The 21,657-nt window shown below is 71.6% G+C and carries 22 protein-coding genes and 1 tRNA gene; 9 read left to right on the plus strand and 14 right to left on the minus strand.

Translation table 11 applies throughout. The features are described 5' to 3' along the window. The first annotated feature begins 78 nt into the window (after positions 1-78). Positions 79-564, plus strand: a complete 486-nt coding sequence (locus tag LL648_RS01810) for a GNAT family N-acetyltransferase (protein ID WP_232660584.1) — start codon at positions 79-81, stop codon at positions 562-564. Between the two features lie 10 nt (positions 565-574). Here LL648_RS01810 and LL648_RS01815 read toward each other — a convergent pair whose 3' ends face one another. After that, complete coding sequence (locus LL648_RS01815) at positions 575-1,657, minus strand: aldo/keto reductase (RefSeq protein WP_232660585.1); 1,083 nt, start codon at positions 1,655-1,657, stop codon at positions 575-577. 167 nt (positions 1,658-1,824) lie between these two features. On the opposite strand from LL648_RS01815, the gene LL648_RS01820 reads away from it, so the two are divergent. Continuing rightward, complete coding sequence (locus tag LL648_RS01820) at positions 1,825-2,724, plus strand: AraC family transcriptional regulator (protein ID WP_374111974.1); 900 nt, start codon at positions 1,825-1,827, stop codon at positions 2,722-2,724. A gap of 117 nt (positions 2,725-2,841) precedes the next feature. On the opposite strand, the gene LL648_RS01825 is transcribed toward LL648_RS01820, so the two are convergent. Further along, positions 2,842-5,529 (minus strand): ATP-binding protein, encoded by a 2,688-nt coding sequence (locus LL648_RS01825; RefSeq protein WP_232660587.1) that lies wholly within the window; start codon positions 5,527-5,529, stop codon positions 2,842-2,844. A 109-nt stretch (positions 5,530-5,638) separates the two neighbouring features. On the opposite strand from LL648_RS01825, the gene LL648_RS01830 reads away from it, so the two are divergent. After that, positions 5,639-6,238 (plus strand): dihydrofolate reductase family protein, encoded by a 600-nt coding sequence (locus LL648_RS01830; RefSeq protein ID WP_232660588.1) that lies wholly within the window; start codon positions 5,639-5,641, stop codon positions 6,236-6,238. A 142-nt stretch (positions 6,239-6,380) separates the two neighbouring features. Here LL648_RS01830 and LL648_RS01835 read toward each other — a convergent pair. From LL648_RS01835 to LL648_RS01860, 6 genes are all read right to left on the minus strand, one after another. Continuing rightward, positions 6,381-6,454 (minus strand) — tRNA-Leu (locus LL648_RS01835). 56 nt (positions 6,455-6,510) lie between these two features. Further along, on the minus strand, positions 6,511-7,896 hold the full coding sequence (locus LL648_RS01840) for an NAD(P)/FAD-dependent oxidoreductase (RefSeq protein WP_232660589.1): 1,386 nt from the start codon (positions 7,894-7,896) through the stop codon (positions 6,511-6,513). 64 nt (positions 7,897-7,960) lie between these two features. Next, complete coding sequence (locus tag LL648_RS01845; RefSeq protein ID WP_232660590.1) at positions 7,961-8,677, minus strand: uracil-DNA glycosylase; 717 nt, start codon at positions 8,675-8,677, stop codon at positions 7,961-7,963. Continuing rightward, positions 8,674-9,627, minus strand: coding sequence for a Ppx/GppA phosphatase family protein (locus LL648_RS01850; protein ID WP_232660591.1), 954 nt, complete (start codon positions 9,625-9,627; stop codon positions 8,674-8,676). Before LL648_RS01850 ends, LL648_RS01845 begins: the two co-directional genes overlap by 4 nt. A gap of 82 nt (positions 9,628-9,709) precedes the next feature. Further along, on the minus strand, positions 9,710-9,892 hold the full coding sequence (locus tag LL648_RS01855; RefSeq protein WP_232660592.1) for a hypothetical protein: 183 nt from the start codon (positions 9,890-9,892) through the stop codon (positions 9,710-9,712). A 76-nt stretch (positions 9,893-9,968) separates the two neighbouring features. Further along, positions 9,969-10,133 (minus strand): hypothetical protein, encoded by a 165-nt coding sequence (locus LL648_RS01860; RefSeq protein WP_232660593.1) that lies wholly within the window; start codon positions 10,131-10,133, stop codon positions 9,969-9,971. Positions 10,134-10,468: 335 nt separating this feature from the next. On the opposite strand from LL648_RS01860, the gene LL648_RS01865 reads away from it, so the two are divergent. Continuing rightward, positions 10,469-12,064: an acyl-CoA dehydrogenase family protein gene (locus LL648_RS01865; RefSeq protein ID WP_232660942.1), complete on the plus strand. Its 1,596-nt coding sequence runs from the start codon at positions 10,469-10,471 to the stop codon at positions 12,062-12,064. A 77-nt stretch (positions 12,065-12,141) separates the two neighbouring features. Here the strand turns inward: LL648_RS01865 and LL648_RS01870 are convergent, their stop codons facing one another. Genes LL648_RS01870 through eno form a run of 3 tightly spaced genes read right to left on the minus strand, consistent with a single transcriptional unit; the run spans position 12,142 to position 14,452 of the window. Continuing rightward, on the minus strand, positions 12,142-12,633 hold the full coding sequence (locus LL648_RS01870; RefSeq protein ID WP_232660594.1) for a DUF501 domain-containing protein: 492 nt from the start codon (positions 12,631-12,633) through the stop codon (positions 12,142-12,144). Beyond that, entirely contained in the window at positions 12,630-13,109 is a 480-nt protein-coding gene (locus LL648_RS01875) for an FtsB family cell division protein (protein ID WP_232660595.1), read from the minus strand. The genes LL648_RS01870 and LL648_RS01875 overlap by 4 nt, the downstream gene beginning before the upstream one ends. Positions 13,110-13,156: 47 nt before the next feature. Then, on the minus strand, positions 13,157-14,452 hold the full coding sequence (eno, locus tag LL648_RS01880) for a phosphopyruvate hydratase (RefSeq protein WP_232660596.1): 1,296 nt from the start codon (positions 14,450-14,452) through the stop codon (positions 13,157-13,159). A gap of 128 nt (positions 14,453-14,580) precedes the next feature. On the opposite strand from eno, the gene LL648_RS01885 reads away from it, so the two are divergent. From LL648_RS01885 to LL648_RS01905, 5 genes are all read left to right on the plus strand, one after another. Further along, the gene (locus LL648_RS01885) at positions 14,581-14,988 is read left to right on the plus strand and encodes a tetratricopeptide repeat protein (protein ID WP_232660597.1); all 408 of its coding nucleotides are present in this window, start codon (positions 14,581-14,583) and stop codon (positions 14,986-14,988) included. 116 nt (positions 14,989-15,104) lie between these two features. Beyond that, complete coding sequence (efeU, locus tag LL648_RS01890; RefSeq protein ID WP_232660598.1) at positions 15,105-15,926, plus strand: iron uptake transporter permease EfeU; 822 nt, start codon at positions 15,105-15,107, stop codon at positions 15,924-15,926. Between the two features lie 20 nt (positions 15,927-15,946). After that, a complete protein-coding gene (gene efeO, locus LL648_RS01895; RefSeq protein WP_232660599.1) occupies positions 15,947-17,095 on the plus strand; it encodes an iron uptake system protein EfeO in 1,149 nt (382 codons plus the stop codon). Further along, positions 17,092-18,345, plus strand: a complete 1,254-nt coding sequence (gene efeB / locus LL648_RS01900; RefSeq protein ID WP_232660600.1) for an iron uptake transporter deferrochelatase/peroxidase subunit — start codon at positions 17,092-17,094, stop codon at positions 18,343-18,345. Before efeO ends, efeB begins: the two co-directional genes overlap by 4 nt. A 58-nt stretch (positions 18,346-18,403) precedes the next feature. After that, on the plus strand, positions 18,404-18,904 hold the full coding sequence (locus tag LL648_RS01905; protein ID WP_232660601.1) for a nuclear transport factor 2 family protein: 501 nt from the start codon (positions 18,404-18,406) through the stop codon (positions 18,902-18,904). 2 nt (positions 18,905-18,906) lie between these two features. Here the strand turns inward: LL648_RS01905 and LL648_RS01910 are convergent, their stop codons facing one another. From LL648_RS01910 to LL648_RS01920, 3 genes are read right to left on the minus strand one after another with little or no spacing between them, the layout of a single operon-like run. Further along, on the minus strand, positions 18,907-19,692 hold the full coding sequence (locus tag LL648_RS01910; protein WP_232660602.1) for a lytic transglycosylase domain-containing protein: 786 nt from the start codon (positions 19,690-19,692) through the stop codon (positions 18,907-18,909). A gap of 46 nt (positions 19,693-19,738) precedes the next feature. Beyond that, complete coding sequence (locus tag LL648_RS01915; RefSeq protein ID WP_232660603.1) at positions 19,739-20,653, minus strand: MazG family protein; 915 nt, start codon at positions 20,651-20,653, stop codon at positions 19,739-19,741. Between the two features lie 7 nt (positions 20,654-20,660). Beyond that, a complete protein-coding gene (locus LL648_RS01920; protein ID WP_232660943.1) occupies positions 20,661-21,602 on the minus strand; it encodes a SurA N-terminal domain-containing protein in 942 nt (313 codons plus the stop codon). Positions 21,603-21,657 lie beyond the last annotated feature (55 nt).

Consider the following 21,657-nt stretch of genomic DNA (forward strand, 5'->3'; position numbering starts at 1 on the left):
TTTTGCCAACCTGCACGCCATTTCGGGTGTGTAAGTAGGCAAAACGGTGGGGAGGTTTCGGCCGACTAGCGTTGCGGCGTGGAGATCCGTCCGTTCGCAGCGGCCGACTGGCCACAGGTGTGGCCGATCGTGCGCGAGATCGTGCAGGCGCAGGACACCTACACCTACGACCCCACGATGACCGAGGACCAGTCCAAGGACATGTGGGTCGAGCGGCCGCCGGCGCTGACGGTGGTGGCCGACGACGGCGGGCGGGTGCTCGGCACGGCGAAGATGGGCGCGAACCGGGCCGGCCCCGGCGCGCACGTCGCCACCGCGAGCTACATGGTCGCGGCGCAGGCGCGCGGCCGGGGCGTCGGCACCGCGCTGTGCGAGTTCTCCCTGGCCTGGGCCCGTGCGCAGGGCTTCGCCGGGATGCAGTTCAACGCGGTCGCCGCCACCAACCGCTCCGCCATCCAGCTCTACGAGCGGCTGGGGTTCTCCACGATCGGCACGGTGCCGGGCGGGTTCCAGCACCCGGAGCAGGGCTTCGTCGGGTTGCACATCATGTACTGCCAGTTCTGACGGCCCAGGCTCAGTACCTGACGTCGCTCTGCAGCAGCGGCGGGTAGACGGTGGACGTCTCGCCGTCGACGGTCGTCCCGGCGAACTGGAGCATCGTCCTCATGCCCGTGTGCAGCGGAGCGGGGTAGTTCAGGTCCGGTGCCGAGACCTCGTCCAAGCGCCGTAGCTGCTCGGCGGTGAGGGCGACGTCGAGGCCGGCGAGGTTGGCCTCGAGGTGGTCGAGCCGCCGGGCGCCGATGATCGGCACGACCGACTGCCCGCGCCCGCGCAGCCAGGCCAGTGATACCGCGGCCGACGTCGTGCCGAGCTCGGCGGCGACCTCCGCGACCGCGTCGATGACGACGAACTCCGCCTCGCTGGGCCCGCCGACGTAGGCGGCGCGGGCGGAGTCGGCGACCTGCGATCCGCGGCGGTACTTGCCGGAGAGGAAGCCGTTCTTCAGCGGGCTCCACGGCACGAGCGTCATCGACTGGTCGCGCGCGAGCGGCGCCACCTCACCCTCGACGGTGCGGGCGAGCAGCGAGTACTCGACCTGCAACGCGACGAGCGGGGTCCAGCCGCGCAGCACCGCCGACGTCTGGGCCTGCGCCGTGACCCACGCGGGGGTGTTGGAGAACCCGAGGTAGCGGATGGTGCCGGCGCGGACCAGGTCGTCGAGGGCACGCATCGTCTCCTCGATCGGCGTGTTGCGGTCCCAGTTGTGCAACCAGTACAGGTCGAGGTGGTCGGTCTGCAGACGGCGCAGCGTCTCGTGCAGCTGCGCGATGATCGACGAACGGCCGGCGCCGCCGCCGTTGGGGTCGCCGGGGTGCATGTTCATGAAGAACTTCGACGCCAGCACCACCCGGTCGCGCCGTCCGGGGTGGGCGGCGAAGTAGTCGCCGAGGATCTTCTCGGAGTGGCCGTTGGAGTAGAAGTTGGCGGTGTCGATGAAGTTCCCGCCGCGGTCGAGGTAGCTCGCGAGGATCTTCTCCGACTCCTCGACGCTGGTCCCGGCGCTGCCGGGATCCTCCCCGAAGGTCATCGCGCCCAGCGCGAACGGGCTGACCCGCAGGCCGGAACGGCCCAGGGTGACGTAGTGGTCGAGCGGCATCGTCGTGCTCCTTCGGGTCTCTGTGCTGTCCCGTCCAGCGTCGTTCCGCTCGGTGACCGGCGGTAGATCGATGCACGCGAGCTCTTGCCCATTCCTCCCGTTGTCGCCTGGATCGGGTTGTCCGGTCGTTGCCGGAGTGCTTCCGTGTGGTGGTGCACACCGCCGACCTGCTCGACGAGATCCGCCGCCGGGTGTCGACGCACGCCCGGAAGGACCTGCTCTCGCCGATCGACGGGCTCCTGCTCTCCAGCGTCGAGTCGAGCGAGCCGGAGTACTCGCTGACCGAGCCGCTGTTCGTCGTCATGGCCCAAGGCGGCAAGCGGATGTTCCTCGGCGAGGAGGTGTTCGAGTACCGGGCGGGGCAGTGCCTGGTCGTGACGGCCGACCTACCGGTCTCCGGCCACTTCATCGACGCGAGCCACGCCGTGCCTGCGCTGGGCATCGGCATCGTCCTGCGCCCCGCGACGATCGCGCCGCTGCTGCTGGAGGCGCCTCCCGACCGGTCGGCACGCTCCGCGGCCGGGCAACCCGCCATGGCGATCGGGGACATCGGGCCGGAGCTGCTCGACGCTGTCGCCCGGCTGCTGCGGCTGCTGGAGCGGCCCGTCGACGCGCCGGTGCTCGCACCGCTGATCGAGCGGGAGATCCTCTGGCGGCTGCTCACCGGCCCGCACGCGCACATGATCCGCCAGATCGGGTTGGCCGACAGCGGGCTGACGCACGTCAGCAAGGCCATCAGGTGGATCCGCGACAACTTCGCGGAGCCGATGCGGATCGCCGACCTCGCAGCGCTGGCCGGGATGAGCCCCTCGGCGTTCCACCGGCACTTCAGGTCCGTCACGACGATGAGCCCGCTGCAGTTCCAGAAGCGCATCCGGCTCCAGGAGGCTCGCTCGATGCTGCTCTCCCGCGCCGGCGACGTCGCCGGGGTCGGGCACCTCGTCGGCTACGACAGCCCGACGCAGTTCAACCGCGAATACCGGCGGATGTTCGGCGTGCCACCGGGGCAGGACGGCGCGCGGCTGCGCGCGCACGCCGTCGCCACAGCGCCACGGCACCTCCCCTAGGAACGCGCCCAGCGGGCTCGCAGCTGTGCCAGGAAAGCCACTTTCCTGGCACGGCAGGACAGGAAAGCCACTTTCCTGGCAACGCGTGCGGGACGCACGCATCCCGGGCGCGCCCCGTCACATGAGCCCCGTCAGCTCCCCGCGCGACTGGATGCCGAGCTTCGGGTACGCCTTGTAGAGGTGGTAGGCGACGGTGCGCGGGCTGAGGCAGAGCTGCGCCGCGATGTCCTTGTTCGCGAGGCCCTTCGCCGCGAGCAGGCTGATCTGGTGCTCCTGCGGCGTGAGCTCGGCCAGCGTCGCAGGCACCTCCGCGCGCTCGACCGCAACGCCCGCGGCACCGAGCTCCGAACGCGCCCGGGTGATCCACGGCGCCGACCCGATCTCCTCGAACGCCGTCAGCGCCGACGTCAGGTACTCGCGCGCCTTGGCCTTGCGCCGGGCCCGGCGCAGCCACTCGCCGTAGAGCAGCTGGGTCCTCGCGAGCTCGAAAGGCCGCGCCGCCGGATCGTGCAGGTCGATGGCACGCAGGAAGTGCTCCTCTGCCGCGTCGCCCGCGGTCAGCGCGTGGCAGCGGGCGAGCAGCGCGTCGATCCACGGCTGCCGCATCGTCTCGGCCCACCGCGTGTACCGCGCGATCGGCTCGGCGGCGTGATCCGGCCTGCCCAACCGCACCGCGGCCTCGACGAGGTCCGGCATGCAGCGGATCACGCCCGACACGTGTCGTACGGGCCCGTCGACGACCGCCGTGAGCTGGTCGAACGCGCTCTGCACCCGCCCGCGTCCGAGGTCGAGCAGCGCCTGCGCGGACTGCGCGTAGACCACCCCCGTCGACGCGCCGGCGTATCCGGCCCCGGCCGAGCCGACGACGTCGGTGAAGTGGCGCACCGCTTCCTCGTCGCCCTCGATCGCGCCGAGGTACGCGAGCCCGCCCGCGGCGTAGCTCGACCAGAGCGGCTGGTCGGTCGCCGTAGCGATGCGCACGCATTCGTCGCCGGTCGCCTTCGCCTCGCGGTGGCGGCCCAGCAGCACCTGCGCGAGCGTCAGGTGCCCGAGCACGGCGGGCAGGAAGATGACCATGCCCTTCGCGCGGGCCTCCTCGATGACGGCGGTCGCGATCTCGGCCGACTCGGCGTCGCGAGCCGCGACGAGCGCCCGGCTGGCCACCTCCGTCAGCCCGCGCAGGCCCGCGGTCGACGCGGCCGTCCTGGCCCGGGCGAGCACGTCGTCGATCGCGGGGAACGTCGACGTGTCGCGGTCCATGATCTGCGCGGTGCCCCACCGCGCGAGCCAGGCGACGTCGGCCAGCGGGTCGTCCGGCGCCAGCCCGACCGTGCCGAGCAGGTCGACCGCCTCGGTGATCATCGTGACGTCCGTCGGTGACGCCCACGCCGCGTGCAGCGCGCGGATCAGCATCCAGAACGCCTCGGCCGGATCGGTGCTCAACGCCGTGCCGTCGATGAGCATCCGGTGCGCGCGGGCCAGCTCACCGCTCCCGAAGTGGGCGGCGGCGCAGACGTGCGTCAACCGCAGCCTCGTCGACGGGTCGCTGACCTGCGTCAACAGCTTCTCGGCCCGCTCGCGGGCCCATTCGAGCCGACCCGCCCTCGTGGCCGCTTCGCAGGCGAGCAGCATCCGGGTGCCCGCCGGCGCGTTGTCCTCGCTCAGCCGCGCGGCCCGCTCGTACGTCTCCGCCGCCGCGGCGTGGCCACCGCGACCGGCCGCCCGTCGAGCGGCGTCGTCGAGCTCGGCCGCGACCTGCTCGTCGGGGCCGAGGGCGGCCGCGGCCCGGTGCCACGCGCGGAGATCGGGATCCTCGGTGCAGCCGGCCAGCGCCCGGTGCGCCGCGATCCGGCTGCCGGTCGCCGCGCTGCGGTAGACCGCCGCGCGGATCAGCGGATGGCGGAACGTGAAGGTGCCGTCCTCCACCATGATCAGCCTGCGCTGCTCGGCCGGCGCAAGATCGGCGACGGTCGCGCCGAGGTCGGCGGCGGCCCGCAGGACGGTCGGGAGCTCGCCCGTGGTGTCGGCAGCGGCGAGCAGCAGCAACGTCCGGCACGCGGCAGGCACCGTGCTGACCTGGTGGTGGAACGCGTCGATCACCCGCTGCGTCACGGGCAGCGGCTCGCTCTCCGGCTCGGCACCGGTGGTGACGGCCGGCAGCTCGCGCAGCGCGAGCGGGTTGCCGCGCGTCTCCGCGATGAGCCGCGCCCTGGTCGACGCGGTGAGCTCGACGCCGGTGTCGTCGAGCACCTCGGCCGCACTCGTCTCGTCGAGCCCGGCGAGCCGCAGCTCGGGAATGCCGGGAGCCGGGAACGCGCCGGCGTGGTCCCGCGCACCGAAGAGCACGACCACACCCTCGTGGTCGAGTCGCCGCGCGGCGAAGAGCAACGCGTCGGCCGATGCGCGGTCGAGCCAGTGCGCGTCGTCGACGACGCAGAGCACCGGCGCGTGCTCGGCGAGCAGGGAGAGCACGGCGGCGCCGATCATGAACCGGTCGCCCTCGCCGTCGGACATCCCGAACGCGCCCGCGAGCGCCTGCCGCTGCATGGTGGGCAGCGCGTCGAGACCGTCCAGCGCGGGACGCAGCAGCAGGTGCAGGCCGGCGAACGACAGCTCGGCCTCCGACTCGACGCCGGTGCCGCGAAGGACCCGCAACTCGCCGGCCCGCTCGACGGCGTGCCCGAGCAGCGTCGTCTTGCCGATACCGGCCTCGCCGCGCACGACGAGCGCGCCGCTGACCCCGGTCCGCGCGGCGTCGAGCGCGGCGTCGATCCGGGCCAGCTCGGTCCGCCGGCCACGCAACATGCCGGCGACACTACCTATGCGGGTGAACCGGAATGCTGAAGCCGCTACGGATTCCTGGCCGGCCCGCGCTGCCTAGCGTTCTCCTCGTCGAGCCAAAGAGGAGAAGACGGTGTCGGGAACCACCCGCAAGCTCATCACCCAGGTCACGCTCTCGATCGACGGCTACAGCGCAGGACCCACGAGCGACGGCATGAACGGGATGGGATTCCTGCAGGAGCACGCCTCGCACGAGCACTCGTCGACCTACTTCGAAGGCGTCTGGCGCGGCGCCGACACGGCCCTGCTCGGCCGGACGAACTACGAAGGCTTCCACTCGTACTGGCCGCTCGTCGTGCACGACGAGGACGCGGCCGCCCGCGACCGCGACCTCGCGACCTGGATCGACACCGTCGAGAAGGTCGTGTTCTCCCGCACCTTGGACAAGGTGGAGTGGCAGAACTCGCGCCTCGCGGAGCAGGAGCTGGAGGCCGAGGTCCGCGCGCTCAAGAGCGCACCCGGCCGCGACATCCTCGTGCTGAACAGCGCCAGCATCATCCGCCAGCTGCTGGCGGCCGGGCTCGTCGACGAGATGCGGATCATGATCGTGCCCGCCGTGCTCGGCAAGGGCCTGCGGTTCTTCGAAGGCGAGCCGCCGTACACGACCTGGCAGCTCGGCGGGGTGAAGACGCTCACCACCGGCGCGATCGCCCTGCACTACATCCGCAACTGAAGCGAGGCGCCAACCAAGCCCCGGCGGCGGCCGGGGGGTGCCAGGAAAGCCACTTTCCTGTCCTGTGGCGCCAGGAAAGCCACTTTCCTGGCACCGCCGTGACCACCCGAGTGCGCCGAGGATGGCTCAGCCCCGAGCCGGGTGCCCCCGGTGGGACTTGAACCCACACTGTGACCCTTTTAAGAGGTCTGCCTCTGCCGATTGGGCTACGGGGGCGCGGCCGTCAGCGTACGTCGGCACGGTGGACGAACGATGACGCCAGCCCCCTGCTCTCAGCCCTGCGGTCGTCCCGTTACCACGGGCGTGTCGGCCTGGATGGACGACACCGGATCGGCGACGGCCACCGGCTTCGGCGGGCCCGCGACGCGGTGGAACTCGGCCCGCGGCTCGTTGATCTGGCCGAGCGAGACGACCTCGCGGCCGAGCACGAACGCGCCGAACCAGTCGAACGCCACCCGGATCTTGCGGTTCCACGTGGGCATCTGCATCAGGTGGTACGAGCGGTGCAGGAGCCAGGCGATGATGCCGCGCATCTTGATGCCGTAGATCTCCGCGACGCCGCGGTACAGACCGAGGCTGGCCACCGAGCCGGCGTTGCCGTGCTTGTAGTCGTGCAGCTCGCGATCGCGCAGGTACGCCACGATGTTGCCGGAGAGCGTCTTCGCCTGTCGCACGGCGTGCTGCGCCGACGGGCTCGTGCGCGCCTCGGGGTCGTCCTTCGTCAGGTCGGGCACCGACGCGCAGTCGCCCGCGCTGAACACCTCGGGCATCCCGACGACCTGCAGCGCGGCGCTGCACTCGATGCGGCCACGGGAGTCGCGTGGGAGGTCGGTGTTGTCGAGCATCGGGTTGGGCTTGACCCCGGCCGTCCAGACGATGGTGTCGGCGTCGAACTCGGTGCCGTCGTCGAGCTCGACGTGGCCGCCGACGAGGCTGGTGACGCGGGTGTCGAGGAAGACCTCGATACCGACGTCGAGCAGCCGCTCGACGGTGTAGACGCCGAGCGTCGGGCCGACCTCGGGCATGATCCGCCCGGCGGCCTCGACGAGCACCCAGCGCATGTCCTCCGGCGCGATGTTCTCGTAGTAGCGGGTGGCGTAGGTCGCCATGTCCTGCAGCTCCGCCAGCGCCTCGACACCGGCGTACCCGCCGCCGACCACGAGGAACGTCAGCAGCCTGCTGCGCAGCTCGGGGTCGAGCGTCGTCGCGGCGGCGTCGAGCCGGGAGAGCACGTGGTTGCGCAGGTAGATGGCCTCGCCGACGGTCTTGAAGGCGATGCCCTGCTCGGCGAGCCCGGGGATCGGGAGCGTGCGGGCCACCGATCCGGGCGCCACGACGAGCACGTCGTAGGAGACGGTGACGACGTTGCCTGCGGCGAGCTCCGCGGTGACCTCACGCGACGCGTGGTTGATGCGCGTGACCCGGCCCGTCAGGTGGTGGCACTTGCGCAGCACCTTGCGCAGCGGCACGGTCACGTGCCGGGGCTCGATCGAGCCGGCCGCGGCCTCGGGGAGGAACGGCTGGTAGGTCATGTGCGGCTGCGGGTCGATGACGGTGATCTCGGCCTCGCCGCTGCGCAGCTTCTTCTGCAGCCGCAGCGCCGTGTACATACCGACGTAACCACCGCCGACGATCACGATCCTCGCGTTTCTCGCCATGCCTCAATGGTCTCACCATGCCGTCTTGCCCACCTCCCTCGCGGGGGTGACCCTTACTACGCCTTTACAGAACCCCAGCTATGGAGCCTGCGACGCGCAGCACATCCTCGAGCATCGCGGGCGTCAACCGGCCGGTGAACGTGTTCTGCTGACTCACGTGGTAGCTGCCGAGCACGTGCAGCACACCATCAGGACCAGGCAGCTCGACGTGCGCGCCGTGGCCGAACTTCGGGCGCGGCCGCGGCACCCGCCAGCCCGCGCCGGCGAGCACCGGGAACAGGGCCTGCCAGCCGAAGGCCCCCAGCACGACCACCGCGCGCGGCCGCAGCAGCGCCAGCTCGGCGCGCAGCCACCCGCCGCAGGTGTCGCGCTCCTCCGGAGTGGGTTTGTTGTCCGGAGGAGCGCAGTGCACCGGCGCGGTGATCCGCGTGCCGTACAGCCGCAGCCCGTCGCCTGCGTGCACGGCCGTCGGCTGGTTCGCGAGGCCGACGGCGTGCATGGCCGCGAACAGGACGTCACCTGAGCGGTCGCCGGTGAACATCCGTCCGGTGCGGTTCGCGCCGTGGGCAGCCGGCGCCAGCCCGACGATGAGCAGCGAGGCGTCGGCAGGGCCGAGGCCGGGCACCGGGCGCCCCCAGTACGTCTGCTCGCGGAAGGCCGCACGCTTCTCCAGCGCCACCTTCTCCCGCCACGCGACAAGCCGCGGGCACCGACGGCAGTCGACGAGCTCCGTGTCGAGTTCCGCGACCGAGGCGTACGTGCCGGCCGACGGGACGCTCATGCGATCGAGCGGGCGATCCCGTCGAGGATGTCGTGCTCGCTCACCACCAGCTCGGTGATGCCGGCGCGCTCCTGCAGCTCACCGGCCAGCACGTCGACGATCAGGGCGCCGGCGCCGATGACGTCGATCCGGCCCGGGTGGATCGCCCGGTGCTGCGCGCGCTGCTCGCGGGTGCTGCTGAGCAGGTCGGTCGCGACGCGGTGCAGGTCGGCGCGCTGGAGGCGGGAGAGGTGCACGGCGTATCGGTCGTACTCGGGAAGGTTCTGCGCGACGGCCGAGAGCGTCGTGATCGTGCCGGCCACCCCGACCCAGGTGCGGACACCGTCGACCGGGACGGCGGAGAACGCCTCGTCGAGGATCCCGGCGGCGACCTTGCGCGCCTGCGCGATCTCGTCCTCCGTCGGCGGATCGCCGTGCAGACAACGCTCGGTGAGCCGCACGCTGCCGACGTCGACGGACCGGGCCGCGCGCACCGTCGCCGCGCCGTCGACAAGCTCGCCGACCACCAGCTCCGTCGAGCCGCCACCGACGTCGACGACCACGAACGGCCCGTCCTCTGCATCGAGCTCGCCGACAGCGCCGACGAACGAGAGCGTCGCCTCCTCGTCGCCGGAGATCACCTCGGCGTCGACGCCGAGGGTCGCGCGGACCATGCCGAAGAAGTCGTCGCGGTTCGCGGCGTCGCGGGTCGCGCTGGTCGCGACCATCCGCACCCTCTCGGTGCCCTTGCGCCGCAGCACGTCGGTGTAGTCGGCCAGCGCGGCCCGCGTGCGCTCGATCGCCTCCGGCGCGAGCACGCCGGACGCGTCGACGCCCTGCCCGAGCCGGACCACACGCTGCTCGCGGTAGATGTCCCGCAAGGAGAACGTGCCGTCCGACGCGGTGGACACATCGGCGACGAGCAGCCTGATCGAGTTCGTCCCGCAGTCGATGGCGGCCACCCGTGACATCCGCACTCCTCACCGTCGTGAACGCGTCGTGAACGCGACGGTGCCGACCGTACGCGCGCTGCGCACACGGTCGGCGAGCCGGTCAGCCGTCGCAGGCCGTCGTGTTGATGATGCAGTAGCAGCGGACGTCCGGATCGTAGTTGCAGCAGTACCACTTCTTGTTCGAGTCGCAACAGCTCCCGACGTTGCACACCGCCGCGTCCGCCTCGATCTTCGGCACAACGGCGTCCAGGAGTACGTCGGCAACCTTCTTGGCAATGCTCATCACTGCTTCCCCTCCCCGCAGACAATCAGGAGACGAATTCTAGCAATGCAATCAATCAGGCGCCATACCTACATTGTCAGCCTTTGCAGTCCGAGACGTAGACCTCGCAGTGGCAGCGCGTCTCCCGGTCGTACCTGCAGCAGAGGTCCTTCATGTTGTAGTCGCAGCAACCGCCGACCCAGCAGTTCGTAGCCATGGCCGGCCGCTCCGCGACGATCATCGCCAACAACCGGTCGGCCATTCTATCGACAATCCGCACGATCAGCCCCCACTCGTCGGAAAAGTTCGAAACGAACCCGAATTGACAGCGGTGAATCCTAGTTCAGCCGGAAACGGGTGGCCATGCCCCTTCGTCCATGGTTCTGTACCGATCTACCCGGTCGCGGCTGCCCGCGGGTCGCCCACAACGGCCCTACCTGGGACTACTCTCGGCACGTGGCCGAGCGGAGGACGCGGGATACCGGCGTGGCCGAGGCTGCCGAGACCACGATCCCGCGGCAGCCCCAGCGAGCGTCCGGTGCCAACGGACGTCCGCCGGCGGTTCCCGACGGCAGCGCACACGTCGAAACGCACGTCGTGGAGAACCAGCCGCCGCCGCTCGCCGGGTACGACCCGCTGGCCTGCGACCCCGCGCTGGTCGACGCGCTGGGCCGGGAAGGGGCGAACGAGGCGCTGCCCGTGCTGCGGCAGCTCGCGGAGGTCATCGCCTCCGAGGAGGCGCGCGAGCACGCCAGGCTGGCCGACCGCAACCCGCCGGTGCTGCGCGCGTTCGACCGGTACGGCCACCGCGTCGACGAGGTCGACTTCCACCCGTCGTGGCACTGGCTGATGCGCACGTCCGTCGGCTGGGGCCTGCACGGCACACCGTGGGTCGCCGAAATGGGATCCGGCGCGCACGTCGCGCGGGCCGCCGGCTTCTACCTGATGGGTCAGCTCGAATCGGGCCACTGCTGCCCGGTCTCGATGACCTACGCCGCGGTGCCGGCGCTGCGGCACGACCCGGAGCTCGCCGCGCTATACGAGCCGGGGCTGCGCTCGACCGTCTACGACTTCGGGCTCGCGGAGCCTTCGACGAAGTCCGGGCTGCTCGCCGGCATGTCGATGACGGAGAAGCAGGGCGGCTCCGACGTGCGCGCCGGCACGACGACGGCCACCGCGACGGCCGACGGCACGTACCGGATCGTCGGGCACAAGTGGTTCACCTCGGCGCCGATGAACGACCTGTTCCTGACGCTGGCGCAGGCACCGGGCGGGCTCACCTGCTTCGTGCTGCCCCGCGTGCTGCCGGACGGCTCGCGCAACGCCATCCGACTGCAGCGGCTCAAGGACAAGCTCGGCAACCGCTCCAACGCGTCCGCCGAGATCGAGTACACCGGCGCGACCGGGTGGCGGCTCGGCGACGAGGGCCGCGGCGTCCCGACGATCATCGAGATGGTGTCGATGACCCGTCTCGACTGCGTGCTCGGCTCCGCGTCGATCACCAGGGCCGCGCTCACCGAGGCCGCGCACCACGTCGCGCACCGCAGCGCGTTCGGCGCCCGGCTCGCCGACACGCCCCTGATGCAGGCCGTGATCGCCGATCTCGCGCTGGAGTCGGAGGCCGCGACGGCGCTGGCCATGCGGCTGGCCGGGGCCGTCGACCGCGAGGAGAAGGCGCTGCTGCGCCTGGCCCTGCCGGCGTCGAAGTACCTGGTGTGCAAGCGCGCGCCCGCGGCCGTCGCGGAGGCTCTGGAATGCCTCGGTGGGAACGGGTACGTCGAGGAGTCGGGGATGCCGCGGCTCTACCGCGAGGCGCCGCTCAACTCGATCTGGGAGGGCTCGGGCAACGTCACCGCGCTCGACGTGCTGCGGGCGGTGACCAGGGAGCCGGACTCCGTCGATGCCGTCATGGCGGAGATCGAGACCGCGACGGGCGTCGACACGTGGTTCGACCGCGGCGTCCGTGAGCTGCGCACCGAGCTGCGCGGACGGGAGGCCAGGCGGGCGCGCAGGCTGGCCGAGATGCTCGCACTCTGCCTGCAGGGCAGCCTGCTGCTGCGGCACGCGCCGAGCGAGGTGTCGTCGGCGTTCGTCAGCTCACGCTTCCTGCCCGACGGCCCCTGGCGCACCGCCGGCACCCTCCCGGCAGAAGCCCACGCCGACGCCCTCCTCGCCAGGGTCACCCCAAACTGACCCGAAGTTCCCCACCGTTTTGCCAACCTGCACGGCCTCCAGGGTGTGCAGGTAGGCAAAACGGTGGGGAAGTTGGGCTACTCCGGTGTCGCGCAGGGGCCGGCGCGCCACCAGTCGCCGATCTCGGCGAGCGCCTCGTCGCCGAACGGGTTGACGCCGGGGCCCGCGGCGAGCGCGTGCGCCACGTGGACGTGCAGGCACTTGACGCGGGTCGGCATACCGCCGGCGCTGACCTGCGTGCCGAGCGGTTCGATGGCGTCGCGCTCCGCGAGGTACGCGCTGTGCGCACGCTCGTACGCGGCCGCGAGCTCGGGGTCGGTCGCGAGCCGCTCGGTCATCTCGCGCATCCGGCCCTCGGCCTCCAGCGTCCCGACGCGCGAGCTCAGCCGGGCGCACGTCAGGTAGTACAGCGTGGGGAACGGTGTGCCGTCCTCCAGACGCGGTGCGGTCTGCACCACCGAAGGCATCCCGCACGGGCAGCGGTGCGCCACCTCGCGCACCGCGCGCGGCGGCCTGCCGAGCTGCGCGGCAACCGCGGCCGCATCAGCCTCGTCGATCCCAGTGCTCACGGAGAACCTTCCGAAACCTCTCGCCACAACGTCCGGTACCACGGCACCCCGGAGCCCGCGGCCTGCCCGGCGTCGACGGCGGGTGCGGGCGGCAGCTGCACGACGTAGGGCACCTCACCCGGTGCGACGTACCCGAGCCGGGACCGGGCCTGTGCCGCGATCTCGGCCGGGTCGGACAGCCGCGCCCGCTGCCGCGTGAGCTCGTCGACCTGCGCCGCGAGCTGCCGCTGCTCCTCGCTCACCGCGGAGAGCTCCTGGCGCTGCGCGACGTAGTTGCGCAGCGGGACGGCAACGGTCAGCGCCAACGCGCAGACCACGAGCGCGAGCACGGCAGCGCGCCTCGTGGAGGAGAGCCCGAGGAACCCCGTGGTGGCAGCGACGACACCACGGGGGCGCGAGCGGGTGAGCTGCGGCTCCCTGGCCCGGCGACGGGTCGCACCCGTGCCGGCCCCACGCGGGCGCGGCGTGCGCCGCACCCGCTCACCTCGGCCTTTCACCCGCTCTTCGGCCACATGCTCTCCTGTCAGGCGCCGGCGCCCGCTGACGAGTACCGGGGGAAGGCCAGGTCGCCGGCGTAACGCGCGGCGTCGCCGAGGGCCTCCTCGATGCGCAGCAGCTGGTTGTACTTCGCAACGCGGTCGGAACGCGCGGGCGCGCCCGACTTGATCTGCCCACAGCCGGTGGCGACGGCGAGGTCGGCGATCGTGGTGTCCTCGGTCTCGCCGGAGCGGTGGCTCATCATGCAGCGGTAGCCGGACGAGTGCGCCAGCGTGACGGCGTCGAGCGTCTCCGAGAGCGTGCCGATCTGGTTGACCTTCACCAGCAGCGCGTTCGCGGCACCGCGGTTGAGGCCCTCGTCGAGCCGCTCCGGGTTGGTGACGAACAGGTCGTCGCCGACGAGCTGCACGCGGTCGCCGAGGGTTTCGGTGAGCGCGACCCAGCCGTCCCAGTCGTCCTCGGACAGCGGGTCCTCGATCGAGACCAGCGGGTACGCGTCGACGAGCTCGGCGTAGACGGCGCTGAGCTCGGCGGCCGAGAGCTTCTTCTTCTCGTACGAGTAGACGCCGTCGGAGTGGAACTCCGTCGCGGCGACGTCGAGCGCAAGGGCGATGTCGCGACCGAGCTGGTAGCCGGTCTTCTCGACGGCCTCCGCGATCAGGTCGAGCGCGGCGCGCGAGCCGGGCAGGTCGGGGGCGAAACCACCCTCGTCGCCGAGCCCGGTGGCCAGGCCGCGGCCCTTCAGCACCGACTTCAGCGCCTGGTAGACCTCCGAGCCCCAGCGCAGCGCCTCGCGGAACGAGTCGGCGCCGACCGGCGCGATCATGAACTCCTGCACGTCGACGGACGTGTCGGCGTGCGCGCCACCGTTGATGATGTTCATCATCGGCACCGGCAGCACGTGCGCGTTCGAGCCGCCGACGTAGCGGAACAGCTCCAGCCCGGACGACTCCGCGGCCGCCTTCGCGACCGCGAGCGACACGCCGAGCAGCGCGTTTGCGCCGAGGTTGGACTTGTCGGGTGTGCCGTCGAGGTCGACGAGCCGCTGGTCGATCAGCCGCTGGTCGACCGCCTCCATGCCGGACAGCTCCGGCCCGATCACGTCGAGAACGGCCGTCACGGCCTTCTCGACACCCTTGCCGCCGAAACGCAACGGGTCGCCGTCGCGCAGCTCCACGGCTTCGTGCTCACCGGTCGACGCGCCCGACGGCACCGCCGCCCTGGCGAGCGTGCCGTCGTCGAGCGCAACCTCGACCTCGATCGTCGGATTGCCCCGGGAGTCGAGAATTTCCCGTGCGCCGACCTGCTCGATGACCGCCACCAGTGCTCCTGTCCAGCTGAGATCTCCGGTTCCGGTGCGTCAGCGTATCGGGCGACGCTGTGAGATCTCGGGAGGTCACCTTTCTCCACTCGCAGAACACCGCTCGTACACCTACGGTAGGAACGACCATGACGAGTCAGCCGGCGTCCGACGATCTGTTCGCATCGTTCCGCCGCGCCGAGATGCTGGTCGCGCGCAGCCGCCCGCTCGACGCGCTGCAAGCGCTCGAACCCGTGCTGGAGAGCCAGCCCAACGACGTCTCCGTGCAGCTGCTCGCCGGGCGCGCCTACCTCAACTCGGCCCAGCTGCAACGCGCGGAGCAGGCGTTCCTGCACGTGCTCGAGCTCGACCCGGCCGACCACTACGCACGGTTCGCGCTCGGCAAGGCCCTGCAGCGGCAGGCACGGCTCGCGGAGGCGCACGCCCAGCTGAAGATGGCTGCCGCGATGGATCCGCGACCCGAGTACCAGGAGGCGCTCGGGGAGGTTCGTGCCCGTATGTCCGTTGAGGGCCAGCAGCCTCCTGACGAGGGCTGACGAGACCGCCTCCCCGGTGCGTCAGTGCCGTCAGCGACACACTTCCGCCACCCCGTGGCGCAGGCTAGCCTGTCCCAGCTATCGATAGGCTGACCTAACAGAACGCGGGAGGCGCAGTGCTGGCGAACGCGCTGATCGGCCTGCGCGAAGGGCTCGAAGCGGCCCTCGTGGTCAGCATCCTCGTCGCGTTCCTGGTGCGCACCGACCGCCGATCGACGCTGCCGAAGGTGTGGCTCGGCGTCGCGATCGCGGTGATCGTCAGCGTCGGCGTCACGATCGGCCTCGGCCTCGCGCAGCAGCAGCTGACCTTCGAGGCGCAGGAGACGTTCGGCGGGCTGCTCTCGATCATCGCGGTGGGCTTCGTCACCTGGATGATCTTCTGGATGCGCAAGGTGTCACGGGCCATCTCGGCCGAGCTGCGCGGACGCCTCGAACACGCGATCCAGATGGGGCCGCTCGCGGTCGTCGTGATGGCCGCGCTCGCCGTCGGCCGCGAGGGCCTCGAGACCGCCCTGTTCTTCTACACGGCCGCGCAGGCCGCGGGAGAGACGACGGAGCCGCTGATCGGTTTCTCGATCGGCATCGCGGTCGCGATCCTGCTCGCGTACCTCATCTACCGCGGTGCCGTGCAGCTGAACCTCGGTCGGTTCTTCTCCATCACCGGCATCCTGCTGATCTTCGTGGCCGCCGGCATCCTCGCCTACGGCGTCCACGACCTGCAGGAAGCCGCGATCCTCCCCGGGCTGACCACGCTCGCGTTCGACGTCAGCGCCGCCGTACCGCCGGACTCCTGGTACGGCACCTTGCTGAAGGGGATCTTCAACTTCTCCCCGCAGACGACCGTGCTGGAGGCGATCGTCTGGGTCGCCTACGTCGCGGTCGTGCTCACCCTGTTCCTCCGTCCCCAACGAGCAACGGCTCCGGCCGCCGCGCACTGACCGCCCCCGAGGAGAACCCCATGTCGCGCCACTCCAGCGCCGGGATCGCCGCCGTCGCCTTCCTGGCAACGGCCGCGCTCGCCGGTTGTACGAGCACCGCTCCGTCCGGTGGCGCACCCGGGGCCGCCGGGGGTCCGATCGCGGTGAAGGCCAACGACAGCGCGTGCGAGGTCGGGACCGTCGAGGCGCCAGCCGGCAAGATCACGTTCTCGGTGCAGAACACCGGCACGAAGGTCACCGAGTTCTACCTGTACGCCACCGGCGACCGGATCATGGGCGAGGTCGAGAACATCGGGCCGGGGCTCACCCGCCAGCTGATCGTCGAGGTGCCCGACGGCGGTGCGTACACGACCGCCTGCAAGCCCGGCATGGTCGGCGACGGCATCCGCGCCCCGTTCACCGTCACCGGGACGGCGGCCCGCAGCGTCGACTCCAACACGAAGCTCGCCGAGGCCACCGCCGGCTACAAGCGGTTCGTGTCCTCGCAGGTCGAGGCGTTGGTGCCGAAGACGCAGGAGTTCGTCGACGCGGTCAAGAAGGGCGACGTCGCCGGCGCCAAGGCGCTCTTCCCGATCGCGCGGACGTACTGGGAGCGGATCGAGCCGGTCGCCGAATCGTTCGGCGACATCGACCCGAAGATCGACGGGCGGGAGGACGACGAGCGCGACCCGGGCGTTCAGTTCACCGGCTACCACCGCCTGGAGAAGGACCTCTGGGTGAGCGGCCTGCAGCCCGACTCGAACGCGATCGCCGACCAGCTCATGGTCGACATCAAGGACCTCGCCACCCGCACCGCTGCCGTCGAGCTGACGCCCGTGCAGCTGGCCAACGGCGCGAAGGAGCTGCTCGACGAGGTGGCCACCGGCAAGATCACCGGCGAGGAGGACCGGTACTCGCACACCGACCTCTGGGACTTCGAGGCCAACGTACAGGGGTCGCAGGCCGCCGTCGCCGCGCTGCGCCCGGTGATCGACGAGAAGGACCCGGCGCTCGGCCCGACGCTGGACACGCGGTTCAAAGCCGTCGACGACCTGCTCGCGAGCTACCGCACAGGCGACGGGTTCAAGCTGTACACCGAGCTCACCGCGGCCGACACGAAGAAGATGACCGAGGTCGTCGACGCGCTCGGCGAGCCGGTGAGCCAGGTGGCGGGTGTCGTGACCTCATGACTCCCCCGACGGGGCCGACGCGGCTGACACGGCGGGGCTTCCTCGGCACCGCCGGTGCCGGGGTGGCGCTCGCCGGCGTCGGCGCGGCCGCCGCAGCCTGCTCGACGGACGGCACCGGCGACACCCCGGTCGGGATCGTCCCGTTCCGCGGCGAGAAGCAGGCCGGCATCGTCACACCTGCGCAGGACCGGCTGCACTTCGTTGCTCTCGACCTGACGACGACCGACCGCGCGCAGGTCAAGGGGCTGCTGCAGAAGTGGACGGCGGCGGCCGACCGGATGACCGTCGGCGCGGAGACCGCGCCCGGCGGCGCCGTGAACCTCAACCCCGAGGCGCCGCCGGCCGACACGGGTGAGGCGCTCGGGCTGCCAGCCGCGTCGTTGACGCTCACCTTCGGGCTCGGCCCGTCGTTCTTCGACAAGCTCGGGCTCGGCGCGCAGCGCCCGCCGGGGCTCGCCGAGCTGCCGGCGTTCACCGGCGACCAGATCGACCCGGCGCTGTCCGGCGGGGACATCTGCATCCAGGCGTGCGCCGACGACCCGCAGGTGGCCGTGCACGCCGTGCGCAACCTCGTGCGGATGGGCTTCGGCACGACGTCCGTGCGCTGGTCGCAGCTCGGGTTCGGCCGCACGTCGTCGACGTCGACGGCGCAGGCGACCCCGCGCAACCTCTTCGGCTTCAAGGACGGCACCAACAACGTCAAGGCCGAGGACCCGGCCGGGCTCGACGAGCACGTCTGGGTGCGGCCGGGCGACGCGCCCGCGTGGCTGGTGGGCGGCAGCTACCTGGTGGCACGGCGGATCCGGATGCACATCGAGATCTGGGACCGCACGTCGCTCGCCGAGCAGGAGCTGATCGTCGGGCGGTCCAAGGGCATCGGCGCGCCGATCGGTGGGGAGGCCGAGTTCGACCTGGCCGACTTCGCCGCGAAGGGCGCCGACGGTGAGCCGCTGATCGGCCCGGTCGCGCACATCCGGCTCGCCTCGGCGCAGGCGCTGGGCGGCGTCAAGATCCTCCGCCGCGGCTACAACTTCGTCGACGGCAGCGACGGGCAGGGCCACCTCAACGCGGGCCTGTTCTTCATCGCGTTCATGCGCGACCCGCACACCCAGTTCGTGCCGATGCAACGCGCGCTCGCCAACGCCGACACGATGATGGAGTACATCGAACACACCGGCTCCGCCGTCTTCGCCTGCCCACCGGGGCTCCGCGACGGGCAGTACTGGGGCCAGGCGGCGCTGGAGTCCTGAAGTTCCCCACCGTTTTGCCAACCTGCACACCGAATTGGGCGTGCAGGTTGGCAAAACGGTGGGCAAGTTCGTGTCCGGATGCGGCCGGTACCGCGGCGGCGTGATCGGCATCGTCGTCGGTATGGATGTGGTCGGCATGGATGTGCAGACGGAAAGCAGCCGGGACGTCGTGCTGAGGGCGTGGAAGGCGTTCGGGAGCCGCGACCCCGAGCAGGTGGCTGCGGTGTTCACGACCGACGCCGAGTGGTTCGCGCCACCGCTGAACGCAACGGCCGTCGAGGTCGGCACCCATCACATGGTCGGGCGCGACCGGATCGTCCGCTTCCTCACCGAGGAGTTCCCGGCGATCTTCACCGCCGATGTCGAGGTGGAGTTCCGGTCGGTGATCGCCGAAGGTTCGACGGTGGTCGTCGAGGAGCGCATGCGCGCCACGCTCGACTCGGGTCGGCCGTACGACAACGACTACTGCTTCGTGTTCGAGGTGCGTGACGGGCTCGTGCACCGGATCCGCGAGTACATGGATACGCGGCGGGGAGTGGAGCAGTTCGGGCCTAGATGAGCTCAGGCCGCTGCGTACCGGTCGGCCGCCGCCCACACGAGCCGCGCGTACTCCGTCGACTGGTTGTAGGTCAGCACGCCGTCCCACCAGCCGTCGCCGCTGGCGGTGTTGCGGCCGCCCGCGCACAGGTAGGCGGCGGCGCCGCGGGCGGCGTCGTCGATCTGGTGGGGATCGCGCACGCCGTCGCCGTTGCCGTCGGCGGCGTAGCGCTGCCACGTCGTGGGCAGGAACTGCATCGGGCCGACGGCGCGGTCGTAGGCGGTGTCGCCGTCGATGCGGCCCTTGTCGGTGTCGGGGATCTCGCGGGTGTTGTTGGTGCCGTCGAGCGGAATCCCGATGATCTTGGGTCGGACGCCGCCGTCGGCGTCGAGGTCGGCGGGGCCGAGCCGGCCGTGGTCGGACTCGATGCGCCCGATGCCGGCGAGCGTCGCCCACGAGAGCCGGCACGACGGCCTGGCCTTGCGTTGCGCGATCTCGGCCGCGCCGTAGGCCTGCAGCGCCCGCTGCGGGATCGACGTGCGATCCGACATCTCCTCGGCCCACGCCGCGACGTTCGTCGCGGGTCCCAGCGCGGGAGGTTGCGGGACCGGCGTGCCGCGGTCCACATCGGCGGGCACGAGCACGTCGCTGGACCGCGGCCCGTCGTCGCCACCGCCGTCCGACGAGCGCAGGAACGACGCGGCCACCACCGCGACGACCGTGATCACCGCGAAGAACGCGACCACCCCGACGAGGATCGCGGCAACGGGTGACCTGCGGACGGGAGGAGGTGGGTTCCGCAGGGACACGGGATCCAGGTTAGCGACGCAACGGCCTCAGCGCCGCCGACCAAGATCAACTCGGCCAGAACCGCTTCCAGGCCTCCGCGTCGAGCTTGTGCGGATCCTCGCCCGCGGCCTGTGCCGCGCGCTCAGCCGCCCGGACGTCGTCGGCGAACCGCCGGGTCGTCGTGCGCAACTCGGCCTCGGGATCGACGCCGGCCAGCTTGGCGCTGGAGGCCAGCGCGAACAGCTGCTCCCCCACCCCCGGCCCGGCCGGCAGCAGCTCCGCAGGGAACCCGGCCCGCGCGGTGCGGCTGGTCAGCTTCGCGGCCAGCGCGACGGCCGGCTGCCCGAGCGGCACGCCGTCGACGCTCGACTCCCGCTGCTTCTCCGCGCGCTTGAGCTCCTCCCAGCGGTGCTCCTGGCGCTCGGCGGTCTCGATCCGCTCCGAGCCGGCGAAGACGTGCGGGTGCCGGCTGACCAGCTTCGTCACGAGATCGCCCGCCACGTCGTCGATCCCGAACGGATCCGCGTCCTCGGCCGCGATCCTGGCGTGGAACAGCACCTGGAGCAGCACGTCGCCGAGCTCCTCGCGCATCGCGGCGCGGTCGCCCTCCTCGACGGCCTGGTACAGCTCGTAGCACTCCTCGACCAGGTACTGCAGCAGCGAGAGGTGGGTCTGCTCGGCGTCCCACGGGCAGCCGCCCGGCGAGCGCAAGCGGTCCATCACGTCGACCGCGTCGAGCAACGCGACCCCGGCGGGCTCCGGCGCGACGATCACGGTCTCCTCGCCGTACAGGCCAGGATCGGTGGTCAGCAGCACGTCGGCGGTGTCCTGACCGGCCCGTTCCGCACCGGTTGCGGCCAGCACCTCGTCCGGGACGGTCGCGTCGGCGGCCACCCGCTTCGCCGCACGCAACGCGGGGAGCGCGGCGGCCGGGAGCACGCCCGTCCAGCGTGCAGGCAGGACGACGATCGTGCGCGCCACGGCCGGCTCAGCCCGCCGCGGGCGCAGCGGGCTGCGGCAGCAGCAGGAGGCCGACGGCGTCCTTCGGGACGACGCGCAGGGTGATCGGGTCCCACACGCCGTAGCGCGGGTTCACCTTGATCCCGACGGTGTCGGCGAGCGTCTGGACCTGCCGGTGCCCCATCTGCGCGAACTGGGCCTGACCGATCGCGGTCAGCGCGGCGGGATCGACGGGTGCGTCCGTGCGGCGATCGGCGATCCGGAAGACCGTCCAGCCGCTCTGCGCGCCGGACTGCAGCATCCCGACGCTGCCGACGGGGGCGCCGAACAGCACGTCCGTCGGATCGCCAGGGGTCAGCTGGGGCGCGATCGAGGCCGCGACCAGCGTGCGGCCGCGCTGCACCGGGATGCTCCCGTCGGGTGCCGGGGCCGGGTTGAGCGCCTGCTCCGCCGCGGGACCGCCGGCGAAGAGCGCCTTGGCGACCTTCTCGGCGTCGTCGCGGCTCGCCGCGCCGACGAGGTCGATCGTGACGGCGAGCCCGGCCACGCTGCGCCTGCCGAGCTCAGCCGCGATCAGGTCGTCGCGCACCCGGGTGCGGATGCCCTCGAGGTCGGCGAAGGGGTCCAGCTGCCGCACGGCCGCCGGCCCGCCCTGAGTGGCGAGGAAGGCGTCGACGGCCGCGTCGTCCACGACGATCTTGTCGGCCGCTGCCTTCCGCTGGAGCAGGTCGTGCAGCACCTCGTTCGTGACGATGTTCCTGGCGATGTCGGCCGGCCCGAAGCCCTGCTGCGTGACCTGCGCGACCGCCTCGGTGTTGGCCAGCGCGGTGTCGATCTTCGACTGGACCTGCCCGAGCGAGACCGAGTGGTCGCCGACGATGACCGCGGAGCCCACCTGGCTCGGCCCGCCGCACCCGCTGATGACGACGCCGACGACGGCAACAGCGCCGAGAACCCGTCCTACCTGCATGCGCACGGCCAACACCCTCTCACGCGCGCGAGGACGCCCGATCACGGGCGGTCCA

This window comes from Pseudonocardia sp. TRM90224 (assembly GCF_021245725.1).
GTDB lineage: Bacteria > Actinomycetota > Actinomycetes > Mycobacteriales > Pseudonocardiaceae > Pseudonocardia.